The organism is Paenibacillus sp. cl123, assembly GCF_900101595.1.
Classification (GTDB): domain Bacteria; phylum Bacillota; class Bacilli; order Paenibacillales; family NBRC-103111; genus Paenibacillus_G.
On sequence record NZ_FMYY01000027.1, the window covers coordinates 1 to 13,295 of the forward strand.

General features: G+C 54.1%; 14 protein-coding genes, 1 rRNA gene and 1 riboswitch. Of the genes, 1 reads left to right on the forward strand and 14 read right to left on the reverse strand.

The window, feature by feature from the left end; translation table 11 throughout:
- The 4 genes from BLR08_RS26675 to BLR08_RS26690 all read right to left on the reverse strand — a co-directional run.
- A 16S ribosomal RNA gene (locus BLR08_RS26675) occupies nt 1-311 on the reverse strand; the annotation flags it as partial.
- Between the two features lie 380 nt (nt 312-691).
- Nucleotides 692-1,465 (reverse strand): thiazole synthase, encoded by a 774-nt coding sequence (locus tag BLR08_RS26680; protein ID WP_072337375.1) that lies wholly within the window; start codon nt 1,463-1,465, stop codon nt 692-694.
- Nucleotides 1,466-1,539: 74 nt separating this feature from the next.
- Nucleotides 1,540-1,740: a sulfur carrier protein ThiS gene (gene thiS / locus BLR08_RS26685; RefSeq protein WP_072337378.1), complete on the reverse strand. Its 201-nt coding sequence runs from the start codon at nt 1,738-1,740 to the stop codon at nt 1,540-1,542.
- Between the two features lie 145 nt (nt 1,741-1,885).
- Nucleotides 1,886-2,032: riboswitch (TPP riboswitch) on the reverse strand.
- A 22-nt stretch (nt 2,033-2,054) separates the two neighbouring features.
- Nucleotides 2,055-2,939, reverse strand: coding sequence for a nucleotidyltransferase-like protein (locus BLR08_RS26690; RefSeq protein ID WP_072337380.1), 885 nt, complete (start codon nt 2,937-2,939; stop codon nt 2,055-2,057).
- A gap of 134 nt (nt 2,940-3,073) precedes the next feature.
- Between BLR08_RS26690 and BLR08_RS26695 the strand changes: the two genes are divergently transcribed.
- A complete protein-coding gene (locus tag BLR08_RS26695) occupies nt 3,074-3,478 on the forward strand; it encodes a DUF2614 family zinc ribbon-containing protein (RefSeq protein ID WP_090586546.1) in 405 nt (134 codons plus the stop codon).
- 159 nt (nt 3,479-3,637) lie between these two features.
- On the opposite strand, the gene BLR08_RS26700 is transcribed toward BLR08_RS26695, so the two are convergent.
- The 10 genes from BLR08_RS26700 to gatA all read right to left on the reverse strand — a co-directional run bounded on the left by BLR08_RS26700 (nt 3,638) and on the right by gatA (nt 13,292).
- Nucleotides 3,638-5,362: a glycosyl hydrolase family 18 protein gene (locus BLR08_RS26700; RefSeq protein ID WP_072337384.1), complete on the reverse strand. Its 1,725-nt coding sequence runs from the start codon at nt 5,360-5,362 to the stop codon at nt 3,638-3,640.
- 110 nt (nt 5,363-5,472) lie between these two features.
- Nucleotides 5,473-5,904, reverse strand: a complete 432-nt coding sequence (gene perR, locus BLR08_RS26705) for a peroxide-responsive transcriptional repressor PerR (protein ID WP_072337386.1) — start codon at nt 5,902-5,904, stop codon at nt 5,473-5,475.
- A 63-nt stretch (nt 5,905-5,967) separates the two neighbouring features.
- On the reverse strand, nt 5,968-7,224 hold the full coding sequence (locus BLR08_RS26710) for a DUF4097 family beta strand repeat-containing protein (protein ID WP_072337388.1): 1,257 nt from the start codon (nt 7,222-7,224) through the stop codon (nt 5,968-5,970).
- A gap of 12 nt (nt 7,225-7,236) precedes the next feature.
- Nucleotides 7,237-7,869, reverse strand: a complete 633-nt coding sequence (locus tag BLR08_RS26715) for a hypothetical protein (RefSeq protein ID WP_072337390.1) — start codon at nt 7,867-7,869, stop codon at nt 7,237-7,239.
- A 14-nt stretch (nt 7,870-7,883) separates the two neighbouring features.
- A complete protein-coding gene (locus BLR08_RS31310) occupies nt 7,884-8,372 on the reverse strand; it encodes a hypothetical protein (protein ID WP_072337392.1) in 489 nt (162 codons plus the stop codon).
- The gene (locus BLR08_RS26725; RefSeq protein WP_072337394.1) at nt 8,323-8,925 is read right to left on the reverse strand and encodes an RNA polymerase sigma factor; all 603 of its coding nucleotides are present in this window, start codon (nt 8,923-8,925) and stop codon (nt 8,323-8,325) included. The genes BLR08_RS31310 and BLR08_RS26725 overlap by 50 nt, the downstream gene beginning before the upstream one ends.
- Nucleotides 8,926-9,018: 93 nt before the next feature.
- Complete coding sequence (locus BLR08_RS26730; protein ID WP_072337396.1) at nt 9,019-9,717, reverse strand: MgtC/SapB family protein; 699 nt, start codon at nt 9,715-9,717, stop codon at nt 9,019-9,021.
- Between the two features lie 99 nt (nt 9,718-9,816).
- A complete protein-coding gene (locus tag BLR08_RS26735) occupies nt 9,817-10,275 on the reverse strand; it encodes a GNAT family N-acetyltransferase (protein ID WP_072337398.1) in 459 nt (152 codons plus the stop codon).
- Nucleotides 10,276-10,349: 74 nt separating this feature from the next.
- Nucleotides 10,350-11,816 carry an Asp-tRNA(Asn)/Glu-tRNA(Gln) amidotransferase subunit GatB gene (gene gatB / locus BLR08_RS26740; RefSeq protein ID WP_072337400.1) on the reverse strand — a complete coding sequence of 489 codons (1,467 nt, stop codon included), beginning with the start codon at nt 11,814-11,816 and terminating at the stop codon, nt 10,350-10,352.
- 18 nt (nt 11,817-11,834) lie between these two features.
- Complete coding sequence (gene gatA, locus BLR08_RS26745) at nt 11,835-13,292, reverse strand: Asp-tRNA(Asn)/Glu-tRNA(Gln) amidotransferase subunit GatA (protein WP_072337403.1); 1,458 nt, start codon at nt 13,290-13,292, stop codon at nt 11,835-11,837.
- Nucleotides 13,293-13,295 lie beyond the last annotated feature (3 nt).

Here is a 13,295-nt window from a genome sequence, read left to right on the forward strand (position 1 = left end):
CGATCACCCTCTCAGGTCGGCTACGCATCGTCGCCTTGGTGGGCCGTTACCCCGCCAACTAGCTAATGCGCCGCAGGCCCATCTGTAAGTCATAGGTTGCCCCATGTTTCATGATCTCTCCATGCGAAGAAACCAGCTATCCGGTCTTAGCTACCGTTTCCGGTAGTTATCCCGATCTTACAGGCAGGTTGCCTACGTGTTACTCACCCGTCCGCCGCTAACCTATTCCCGAAGGAACAGATCCGCTCGACTTGCATGTATTAGGCACGCCGCCAGCGTTCGTCCTGAGCCAGGATCAAACTCTCCATTAAGGGTAGTTCGACTTGCTCAAAATTTACTGCTAGCGAGAATTTTCATTCTCTATTTAACACTCACTCGTTGTTCAGTTTTCAAAGGGCAATTGGGGTCCGACAGACAACTGTAACACCCTGTCGTTCCTTGTCACCTCGTTTAGCGGCGACTTTTATAAGATACCACATTCACCTAGAACAATGCAAGCTTTTTTTCTTACCAATTTCACTTCTGCTTGAATTGCTTGCTACCGAAGGACAAGTCCTTCTCAGCGGCGAAGACTAATTTATCATATAGACGACACTAAAGTCAAGCATGTTTTCAAATAAAATTTACACCCATTAACCAAGGACCGGGAAGCATTCCGCTCCCGGCCCTTCCTCCATCACTATCGAAACCGCTATTCGATCATTCCTTCTTCAGGGCTGCTTGCCGAAGCATATCGCTTCTTGGCAATTCGGCCTGCCAGAAACCCTTTGCGCCCGGCCTCTACAGCCAGCTTGAACGCCTCAGCCATAAGCGCAGGCTGCCGAGCGCCGGCCACAGCAGTGTTCAACAGCACGCCGTCTGCTCCAAGCTCCATAGCCAGCGCGGCATCTGCCGGTCCGCCGATGCCTGCATCCACGATAATCGGCACTTTGGCTTCCTCGAGAATAAAACGCAAATTGCCCGGATTAACGATCCCCTGTCCTGAACCAATAGGAGAAGCCCCTGGCATAACGGCAGCTGCGCCCGCCTCCTGAAGCTTCCGGGCCAGGATCGGATCATCCGAAGTATAAGGAAGTACGATAAAGCCTTCTTCCACTAAAATCTTGGTCGCCTCAAGCGTTCCTACCGGGTCTGGAAGCAACGTTTTCGGATCGCCGATGACTTCAACTTTAATCATATCACATAACCCCGTCGCTTTGGCCAGACGAGCTATGCGCACCGCTTCTTCGACGGTATACGCTCCCGCGGTGTTAGGCAGCAGGGTGAATTTTTTCAGGTCGAGCGTTTCCAGAAAATTAGGCGCGTCCGGATTATCGATCGGCAACCGGCGGATGGCAAAGGTAAGCACTTCCGCCTCGGATACGCGAACAGCCTCTTCTTGGATATCGAGCGAGGAGAACTTGCCTGTGCCAAGCAGCAGCCGGGACTTGAATTCATATGGACCGATCTTTAAGATATCATTCATGGATAAAGTCTCCTTCACATTTAACTTAGCAGAACATTTCATTTGTAACATTCATATCTTTACATGAAAAACGACTAGCCCCCGCCCACGAAATGGACAATTTCCAATTGATCTCCCGTGTTCAGTTGCGTGCTTTCATACGCCTGACGATCTACGATCGACCGATTTAACTCGACGACCAAAATCTTTTGTTCCAGTTTATAAAACGCCAGCAGCTCGGCAACCGTTGTGACGCCGCTTACTTCCCGCGCTTCTCCGTTTACAATCAGCTCCATATTCGTCCCCCCTTTCAGCTGCGCTCTCCAAAGCTAAGTCATAGCACCCTTCCGGCGGCTGCAGCACCAATTAATCATTGCGGCACACGCAAAAAAAGCCAGCCTGCGCAGGCTGACTTCATGCTCGGTTACTTGTCAAGGCAATCGAGCACTTCGTCCACTTCCCTACGCTGGCATCATCCAGGACAAGCTTCGAGGCCATACATTCCCCAAGCCGTCAAACAGGTTCCAAGGGTCAAAGAAATGCTTCTTTATCTCAGCCCCGCATCATGGGGCTCCCCTAGTGGCTATGAAATTGTTCTTCTGAAATTATATCACACCGCTTCGCCTTTGACATCCCGGTAACGCAGCTCAAGCAGACTCAGATCGGGATCAGCCGTATGCACGACCTCGACGGCCAAAGCTTTCTTCACCAGCTTATTCAGCAGCAGAGGAAGCTCTGTCCCGATATGCGACAGTTGGGGCTGTCTTTGCAGCTCCTGAATGCTCCATGCTTCCTCCCGGCTTGCCAGAAGCGTCAGAAGCGGCTTGCAGCAACGCTCCATCTTGGACATGACGGAGAACTCACAGGCAAGCAGGACAAGCTGCACTCGCTGCTTCAATGTTTCGCTGCTGAGCGTCAGCTCTTCGTAGAGCTTGTACACGCCGGGATTGATTGTCTTCACCTGACTCCATACCGTAATCTCCGGGTGATAGCCGGCCTCCACAATGACGATCCGCGCCCAGTGCTGAAGCGCCTCGAGAATATTATTGTAAGCATCAAGCAGCTGCTCGCTGACCAGATAATCCTTACTTTGCAGATAGCTGCGGTGGAATTTGGAGAATTCGATCAGCAGCTTGTGCTCCCTCAGTTCTTCAGGAAACTCCAGCACCCGATGCCGAAGGCCCTCCAGATACATCTCGCGATCCAAAAGTATCTCCCCTTTTAAGATCCAATAAAGAACATTTCGTTGTTCGCCATGAACAACCTGATCGTTCAGCTGCTCCGGGGTTGTCCATCTTTCTTGTATACGCAGATGGTCTTTTATATAATGAATTTGTCGATTGGCTAGTTCGGCTTGACGACTGACGACCAATAACAGATAATCAAAGCCGTCAGTTACCGACGAGTAAATAGAAGGATTGTCAACCGCCAGTACGCCCAGCACGGCTTCGTCCCGCCGGAGCCTATTTACATGCTGTTGCTTCAAGGATTCCATGAATGAAAGTGCCCCCTGACCATGGAATGCGTAAGTTTTTATTTTCCGTAAGAACTATTTCTACACGCAGAAGCAGTTTCCTGCAATTATTTTGTGACTACACTCACAATTCTCGAATGAAAGAAGTGACAATCGTGCGATTTAAATCAAGCAAGGCAAACGAATTCAGACTTTGGGGCCTGCTGCTGACAATGGGCGGCATGCTGCTGATGATTTTGGGACTGGCCGGTATCGTATTCGAATGGGGAGCGGCCGGCAGACTGATTGCGGCAGTCGGCATGGTGATCGGAGCTATTCTCATGCTGGTCAGCATGGGCATCTATTTCGCTGCCGGCATGATGTCGACAAGCGCTGTCGTCGTCGTATGTCCGGAGTGCGGCAAGCCTACCAAAATTATCGGCAAGACGGACCGGTGCATGTTCTGTAAAACGATATTATCCATCGATCCGGCTCATGCGCCCCAGGATGGCGCCCGGCTCGCTCAGCCTTCGGAACCGGGCGGTCCTGTCGTCCAGGAAAGCTCCAATCCCCCGTCTTAAGCTTTCTTATCAAGGCTGGCCAAAGGAACAACTAGGCCAAGCAGGTACATGGCAAAAGCGGCATGTCCGGATTCCCGGAGCATGCCGCTTCTATTTTGTGCGGGATGCAGAAAAGCTCCCGCCCCACCATCGCTATTGCCGGCCTGTCAGCGCGCCGCCTTATTTGACCAGCTCTTCCTTTATCCAGCTCCACGCTTCGGGGAGTTCAAATCCTCTGCGCCATGAGGCGACCCCCGCAAGATCATATTTCTTTATAAGCGCTATCCGCGCGCGAACGCTGGTCTCATCTTCGATCCAAATTTTGTTCAGCTTGCCGTCTTCCTTGTACTCGATATAATGCTGCCCGGTTTCCTTCGAAAACTGGGGCTTCAGCTTCTGCTCGCGTATAATGCGCTGAGGCATCTCCATAAAGACCGCGCGGGAGCTGACGGCCGTTTTGCCGTCCTTCACAGTCTCCGTCCAGACCCGGGTATAAAACGGTATGCCCAGCACCAGCTTGGACGGCGGGATCTTGTCTTGCTCCAGCAATCCACGGACGGAAGCCTCCACCCAAGGCAGCGACGCGACCGAGCCAGCCTTGGGGCTGCTTGCCCAATGCTCGTCATAAGCCATCAGCATCATATAATCCACGGACTCAATCAATGCTTTGCGATCGTAAAACATCGACCACATCTCATTGGTCGACCGGGGCGTAACGTCCATCGAGACGACCAGGCCCTGCTCATGAAGCAGCGGCGTCAGCTCGCGGACAAATTGCACAAGATTCTGCTTGTCCGCAAGTTCCACATTTTCGAAGTCGATATTGATGCCCTCAAGCCCGTACATCTGCGAGAAAGCGAGCAGCTGCTTGATCATCTTCATCCGCTTGTCATAAGTTGATAAAGCGGCAGTCGTCCGCTTCGGATCAAACCCGTTGCTGAACAATCCCCAAATATGATAGCCGTTGTCTTTCGCCCATTTTACATACGCGGGATCGGCCAGGTTCTGCAGATTGCCTTCTCCATCCTGCAGATGGAACCAGGTCGGGCTCACTACGTTTACGCCGGGCATCGCGGAAATTTTGGAGGTGTCGGGATTTTTGCTGACAACATGCTCCCAGGTAAGATTAATCTTGCCTGTTATCGGCCGTTTCGGCTGAAAGCCCGGCTCGGTCTTGACCGGAATCTGCTCTTCCCTGTCAAATATGGCGTCGGCTTTGCGGACATATCCCATGTAACCATTCGTCAGCTGCACCCGGTACCAGTCCATCTCTTCGCCCCAAACCATGATGCTTTCGCCTTGCTTCAGATCAGCGAAAATGGGGGCTTTGATCGAAGGGTCGCGGCGCATCGCAATCGTCTTGTCCGGCTTGCCGGCATAGGTCACCGTACGCAGCCAGCGTATGCTGTCCCCTTCCCTGAACATCAGGACAGCCCCCGTTTCTTCGGATTCCCTAAGGTCAATACGATAGAAGCTGAGCAGGGGATCGATAGGAAGATAAAGCTTGCCCCCCGATTTCTCCAGCGGAAATTTTAATGTAAAAGGCTTCTCGTTTACGAGGCCGGTCAATTGGCTGGTTTGAAGACGAATGACTTTATTTTGCGTCGTAATAATCGTAGATTCCGTCGCCTGCTCGTAGATGACCGACGGATCGATTCTCTCCTGCACGGTATCGAAGGATAGCTTGAGCGACTCCTTCTTGCCGAGCGCCGGGTCCTGCAGCATGCCTCCTTTATAGAAAACAGGCTTCGGATTGCCCTGGAAAGTTGGCGGTTCGTGCTTGCTGCTCGGAACAAAGTTAATCCAGTAATAAATGGCTAGTATCGCAGCTGCCGCAAGGGCCAGAAACAGCAGAATTCCTCTCAGAACACGCCGTTTTCTCCGGCCATATGGATTCCTATTCATGAATTCACCTCGGTAAGCAATCGCTGGTTTGTTAGAATGTCATAAAAATAAGACGTATCCGATCCGCAAAATTCGCGCTACCGAACACGTCCATTTAACTCGGAATGGATTTATGAGAGCGTGCTGCTCATGCAGTCGGCACATACCCCGTATACTTCAACACGGTGGCTCTTCACCTGGAACCCTGTCAGCTCCCCCGCTGCCTGCTCCAGCTCATCAAGCGGCTTGTAGGCAAAGTCCACGAGCTTGCCGCATTCTTCACATAAGGCATGATAATGATCGGACATATCGGCATCGAACCTGCTGGCATGATCGCCATAAGTCATCTCGCGAACAAGACCCGATTCTATAAACACCTTCAAATTATTATACACGGTGGCTACGCTCATGCTAGGAAACTGAGGCGACAACGCTTTGTAGATGTCATCGGCCGTCGGATGGGACAACGTGTTCAGCAAATAGGCCAGTATGGCGTGGCGCTGCGGCGTCATCCTTACGCCCATCGTCTTCAGCTTGTTTAGCGACTGCTCCAGCGTATTCATGGTGTTCACCGCCTAACCGGAAAAAGTATATCACTTTATTCTACCCGGTCGGCGGAAAGAATGTCAATTCGCGCTTTGGATCTGCAAAGCGCCTTTGGTATGGGCGTAAACCCGGTAAGTCCCTTCGCCCATGGAGCCGGTTATCGATTTCTTGGCTACGGTTAGCGGAAGATTGCTCTGAATGCTGCCGAAGCCTCCCTCGCCTTCAACCGTATAGTTTCCGTCAGCAGGCAGGGTCAGATTAATTTTGCCATGCTCGCTACCGATATCCCAGTCTCCGCTTATCCGCGAGGCGGCAATCTGGACGGAAGCGCTGACACTCTGCGTGCGAACTTTGCCCAATTCCCCATCCACCCAGATGGAACCGTTGATCATCTCCATATCGATGTCACCGCTGTGTCTGGCAATAACCGTCTCGGCGTTCATGGCATTGAGCTTGGCAGAGCCGCGATGACCCGACACTTCAAGCGAACCGTTCGAGAGGTGAAGAGACAGCTGCCCTTCCGTATTCTCGGCTTTCACTTGGCCGTTGGTCGCTCTCAGTTCCACTGTGCCGGACAGCTCCTTGACGGAAATTTCGCCATTAACCGCCTTCGCAGCAAATGAACTTGAAAGCAGCTTCGAGGCTTCGATATGTCCGTTGGTCAGCTCGACATCCCAGGCAGCGCGGAAACCGGCAGGCACCGTAATGACCAGATCCATACGCGGCCTGCGCTTGCCTAACAATTGCGAGCCGTATTCCCTCGGAACAGTGCGGATCTCCAGCGTGTCACCGGCCACACTATGCTCCAGCCTGGACGCCTCGGCAACTTTGGCGGCATCGTCTTCGTTCTCTGTGTTGACATACACGGTAAGCGAAATTTCCATTCGTTCGACATCGCCCGGCTTAATCGTCATATTGCCGTTGGTGTTCACAAGCCGGACTTGGGCGATATCCGCCGTTACCGGAATTTCCGTCAGCTCCTTGTCGAATTTCTTGCCGTCGCTGAATGCCTCCACGATGCTGGCGATATTTGTGCCGCCCAATCCTTTGAATCCTTCCAATCCCTTCCAAATGCCAGGCACTTGAACGCTCACGATGACGATAGCCGCTATCATCACTGAGAAAATGATGCCTCCGAGATCCAGCCGCTGCGGACGTCCGTCTTGACTCTGGCGCTTGTTGCACCATATATATTCGAGTCCGAGCATAATAAAGAGTACCGGCCACCACTCAGCAAGTCCGGGAGTAAGCCTTGTGTCCGCAAGCTTATCGATCAATAAAGCTCCGCCAACAACGATGAGCACAAGGGCAGCCGTATATCGGCCTACCTTTAACATACGTAACACTCCCTATTTTTTCATCGATTCCTTGAAGAAAAGCAGCAGGCCGAGGGCGATTAGCAGAAGGGCCCCGAAGGTAGAGCTCAAAAAGTCAAAGATATGATCCAGCCACCCCGGTCTGCCGGCTGCCAGAAACAGCACGATGCCCGCTATGATCAGCAAGTAGCCGAAGGTAAAGCCTCTTTTGACTTTGCCGCGCGGACGCGCCGTATGCGGGGTCGCCTCGAATAGTATATTGCTGTCCGGATAATCAAGCGGTCCTCCGTAGCCGTTCACCCGGTCCGTCTGCTGCAGCGCATCGAAAATATTATAGAAATAAATGATCGGCGACAGCAGGCAAAATAAAACGATAAGCGGGATGCTTTGGCTGAGCGAAAAGTAGATGACAGCAAAGACATCCAGCATAAACAGCATCATAATGCCTAACCCTCGCTGCATCAATCCCAAATACAGCTGCCCGGTGCCCGGTATGAAAAAAGATAAAATACCGGCTACCCACTTGTTCTTGCGCAGCCGCATGGCCGTATATGGATCGGAAGGCCGTCCCGAGCTTTTTCCCCATCGCTCCAGTCTCTCCCGCAGAAATTCGTCCTCGAGCATGTCCTCCGACTTGTCCTTGGCATTAGTCTGATGATTCTCCATTGTGTCTTCCCTCCTTATGACAGCAGATGGCGAGAAACCGCCTCCACCGCTTGGGACAGCTGGGATGCGCCTAAGCGAACTCCGCTCTCCAATTCCTGTGTACTTAGTGAGCTGATCTTGCCGACAATACCGGAAGCGATAAACAGATAAGTGGCCGCAATAGCCAGCATCCCATTGGTCAATTCCCGCTTCCATCCGGGACCGGACACCGGAGAACCTGTAACAGGCCTTGCCTCTGTCCGCCCTGCTGAAGAAGCCCCATCCTCCGCAGGCGCTGCCTGCCCTCCGTTCAGATCGCGGAGCACGCGCCCGACCAGCTCATCCGGCGCCTTCAGCAGGGGGAGCTCTTCGAGAGCAAGCTCGATGTCGAGCAGGGCCGACAAACGGCGTCTGCAGAATGCGCATCCGCTCAGATGCGCCCGTATGCGGCGCGAATCCAGTTCGGAGCAGCGTCTATTCAAATCCATTAACAGTTCTTGATCGTTCGGATGCTTGCCAGCCATGCCCTGCCACCTCCAGCCACTTTTGTTTGAGCAGCGACTTTCCTCTGTACAGCCTGGTCTCGACCGTCTTGACCGGCAAGCCGGTCGCATCGGATATTTCCTGGTAAGTCAACTGCTTATAGTGATACAAATAAAGAATAAGCTTGTATTTATCGGGGAGTGCCGCTAGCAGCTCCTGAACCGTCCGCCGCTCTTCCCGCTCCAGCGCCAGAGCCTCCGGCTCCTCCTTGCGGTCGCCGAACCAGCCCTTCACTTTATCCAATATGGCTTCGTAAGGTCTTCGCTTGCAGGAACGCCGATAATCCAGGACAAGATTAACCGTCAGCCTGTAGATCCACGTCTTCAGCTGCGAGTCGCCGCGAAACCCACCGACAGCCCGAAACAGCTTGAGAAATACCTCTTGAGTCAAATCCTCGGCAGTTTCCCGATGTTCCACCATACGGTAAATCAGCGTATATACGTAATCCTGGTAACGCTCCATCAGGATGCGGTAGGCCGCCTCATCACCTTGACGGATCTGGTCGACCAACTGTTCATCCGTCATGCTTTCCATCGATTCACCGCCTTGGCTCCTTCTCTTATTAACTTAGACGCTGGCCAGCGCGCTTTCCCTTCAAATCTCGGCGAAAGACTTCCATTCTTTCGGCTAGTCCATGGATACGGCTCGAATCCCTTCAATCCCCAGCAGTTCCTCGATCGTCTGCGCCGCATGCGTTTTTTTGGTCAGCCTCAGATCCAGCGTAATCTGCATCATGCGGATGTCTCCGCCGTCACCGGGTATTTCCTCCACCGACCATTTTTTGATATCGCAGCCTTTGCCGGCCAGCAAATGAGAAACCCGGCCCAGCAGACTTGGGATATCGGCGGCTTCGATCCGCAGGCTGCGCGTTTTTTTGTGCGCCATATAACGTTTCTCCACCACATGCAAACCGAACAAGCTGATCAGGGCAAGCAAGCAGGCGAGGCCCGCCGCATAATAAAATCCCGCCCCAATGGCAAGTCCGATGGCCGCGACCACCCACAACGAGGCGGCCGTGGTGAGTCCCGTAATCGCTTTTCCTGTATAAAGAATTGTCCCCGCTCCCAAAAAGCCGATCCCGCTGATAACCTGCGCGGCCAGACGGGCAGGGTCTCTCTGCACATTAGCCAGTTTCGTAAATTCCGAGAAACCGTACATGGAGAGCAGCATAATTAATGTCGAGCCTAGGCATACGAGCATATGCGTACGCAAGCCCGCCGCCCGGCTGCTCTGCTCGCGCTCGAAGCCGATCAAACCGCCTAGCAGCATCGAAAGCAGCAGTCTTAAGGTGATATGAAATAAATCTATACTCCAGGGATCGTTCATAACTAAAAAGGCCTCCTTCTGAACCTGCTGAATGTGACCCTTATTTTATCACGAACTGCTGCTTTCTTTGCTTATTTTTCATAAAAAAAAGCCGCGGAGTCAGGACTCCGTCAGCTTGATAAATTGGGTCATCGTAATGCCGGGCGCAAGCAGGTGCATCCGGGATGGCTCGAACCCATGCTTTTCATATAAGGCTACCGCGGGAATATTGCCCGTCCCCGTCGAGACGATAATGGCTCCTCCCGGCGGGGCGAGGCTCTCCACATACTGCAGCAGCTTCCCTGCGATGCCCATCCGAAAGCAATCCGGATGCACCATCATCCGGCAGATCGTCAATTCCCTGGCGCTTTGCCTGCAGGATACGGCTCCCGTGAGCCTTGCGCCCGTATAGTGGCCGAAAAAAGTTTCGCCCGATTCCCGAAGCGTTTGCGGCGAATCCAGCAGCGGAGGGATTTCTTCGAAACCGATCAGCTCGGCTTCGATCCGATAAGCCAGCTGCTGCAGCTCCAGCAGGGGCAGCAGCTCGTGAAGATTTTCAAGATCGATTGGCCGGATCATCTGCGTCCCTCCCCCGTTCATCCGCACGGCATGGCTAACCGCCGATTCGCCCGCATCCGCATTGCTTTACCCTATTAACGGTTAAGGCGGTCTATAATTAGCTTGTTTACCAATCCCGGATTGGCCTTGCCTTTGGTTTCCTTCATGATCTGTCCGACCAGGAAGCCGATAGCCTTGTCCTTGCCGGCCTTGAAGTCGGCGACCGATTGCGGATTTTTCTCCACGACCTGATCGACGATTGCCGCTATCGCGCCTTCATCGCTGATCTGAACAAGACCTTGCTCCTCCACGATGGCCTGCGGGCTTTTGCCTGTTTCCATCATCGACTTGAAGACGGTTTTGGCGATTTTACTGCTAATCGTCCCTTTCTCGATCAGACCGATCATCTCGCCTAAGCCCTGGCCGGTGATGGGCACATCCGCCAGCTCCAGATTGTTCGCATTCAGGTAGCCGAGAAGATCGCCCATGATCCAGTTGGCGACAGCCTTCGCATCCTGCGTATAATTCAGGCTTTCCTCGAAGAAGTCAGCTACCTTCATGGAAGAGGTGATCACTCCCGCATCATAGCTCGGCAGGCTGTACTGCTCCATATAACGCTTCTTGCGGGCGTCCGGAAGCTCGGGGATGGAATCGCGCACCCGCGTCTTCCACTCCTCGTCGATATGCGCCGAAACCAGGTCCGGGTCCGGGAAATAGCGGTAATCATGCGCCTGCTCTTTGCTGCGCATCGTCAGCGTTTTGCCTTGAGCCTCGTCCCAGCGGCGCGTCTCCTGAACAACCTCTTCCCCGCTGTCCAGCACGTCGGCCTGCCGCCACTCCTCGTATTCCAGACCGCGCTGCACGCCCCGGAATGAGTTCATGTTTTTCAGCTCGGCCTTCGTGCCGAACTTCTCCTGGCCGAACGGGCGCAAGCTGATATTCGCATCGCAGCGCAGTGAGCCTTCCTCCATCTTCACGTCGGAGACATCGCAATATTGCATGATCGCTTTGATCTTCTCCAGATAAGCGCGCGCCTCCTCCGGCGAGCGCAAATCCGGCTCGGACACGATCTCGATCAGAGGCGTGCCGACCCGGTTGAAGTCGACGAGCGAGGCATAGCCGCCATCGACATGCGTGAGCTTCCCGGCGTCCTCTTCCAGATGGACGCGGGTGATGCCGATCCGCTTCGTAACGCCGCCGACCTCGATCTCGATCCAGCCATGCTCGCCTACCGGCTTGTCGTATTGCGAGATTTGATAAGCCTTGGGCGAATCGGGATAAAAGTAATTTTTGCGGTCGAACTTCGTATCGGTGGCGACCTGACAATTCAGCGCCATCGACGCTTTGATGGCGTACTCCAGCGCCTGCTTGTTAAGCACAGGCAGGACGCCGGGATGCCCGAGGCAGACCGGGCATGTATGGGTATTAGGCGGAGCTCCGAAAGAAGTGGAGCAGCCGCAGAAAATTTTTGATTGGGTGTGCAGCTCGACATGCACTTCAAGGCCGATGACGGTCTCATACTTTTTGGCCGATGCTTGTTGGTTACCAGTTGCCGCTGTCATATGGGGTTGCTCCTTTCCTTAAAGCTGCGGGCGCTGCTTGTGAAACTCCGTACGCTGTTCGAAGGCGTGAGCCGCGCGCAGCACCGTCGCTTCGTCAAGCGCCTTGCCGATAATTTGCAGACCGACCGGCAGGCCGTCGGCCATGCCGCACGGAACGCTGATCGCAGGAACCCCCGCCAGGTTGACCGGGATCGTCAAAATATCGTTCAAATACATCGTAAGCGGATCATTTGTCTGCGAACCGATCTTGAACGCCGGCGTCGGAGCCGTCGGGCCTATGACTACGTCATAGTTCTCGAACACCTGATCAAAATCCCGCTTGATCAGCGTGCGCACCTTCTGAGCCTTCAAGTAGTAAGCGTCGTAGTAGCCGGAGCTGAGCGCGTACGTGCCGAGCATGATCCGGCGCTTCACCTCGTCGCCGAAGCCTTCGCTGCGGCTTCTGAGATACAGGTCCAGCAAGTTTTTAGGGTTGTCCGCTCTGACCCCGTAACGAACACCGTCGAAGCGGGCCAGGTTGGAGGAAGCTTCGGAGGAAGCGAGGAGATAGTAGGTCGCAACCGCATATTCGGAATGGGGCAGCGACACTTCCTCGACGACGGCGCCAAGCCCTTCCAGCGTTTTCAACGCGGCCAGCACCGCTTCCTTGACCTTCGGATCAATCCCGGTTCCCAAGTATTCCTTCGGCACGGCTACCCGCAGTCCTTGCACATCGCCGGTCAGCGCGCTGAGATAGTCGGGCACCTCCGTGTTCAGCGAGGTCGAATCGGACGGATCATGTCCGGCGATCGCCTGAAGCAGGTAGGCGCTGTCCTCCACATTTTTCGTCAGCGGGCCGATCTGGTCCAGCGACGATGCGAAGGCGACCAAGCCATAACGCGACACGAGGCCATAGGTCGGCTTAAGTCCGACAACGCCGCAATAGGAAGCCGGCTGGCGGATCGAGCCGCCCGTATCCGAGCCCAGCGAGAAGAAAACCTCGCCAGCCGCGACGGAAGCTGCCGAACCGCCGCTGGAGCCACCCGGCACGTAGTCGGTGTTCCATGGGTTGTAGGTCGGGTGAAAGCTGGAATTTTCGTTGGAGCCGCCCATGGCGAACTCGTCCATGTTCAGCTTGCCGATCGTCACTGCATCCGCTTCCCGAAGCTTCTTCACTACCGTGGCATCATAGATAGGATTGTAATTGCGCAAAAATTGGCTGGCGCAAGTCGTCGTCAGCCCTTCGGTCACGATGTTGTCCTTGACTCCGATCGGCAGCCCGAACAGCAAGCCCCGGGATTCGTCCGAGCCCAGCTTCGCGTCAAGCTCCCCGGCTCTGGCGAGCGCGCGCTCCTCATCCAGCGTCAGAAATGCCCGGACCTTGCCGTCCACCTCGGCGATCCGCTTATACGATTCGTTCACCAGATCGGTGACGGTAATCTCTTTGGCATGCAGCTTGTTATGTACTTCCTGTAGTCGTAAGTTAAACAGAGACAAGCC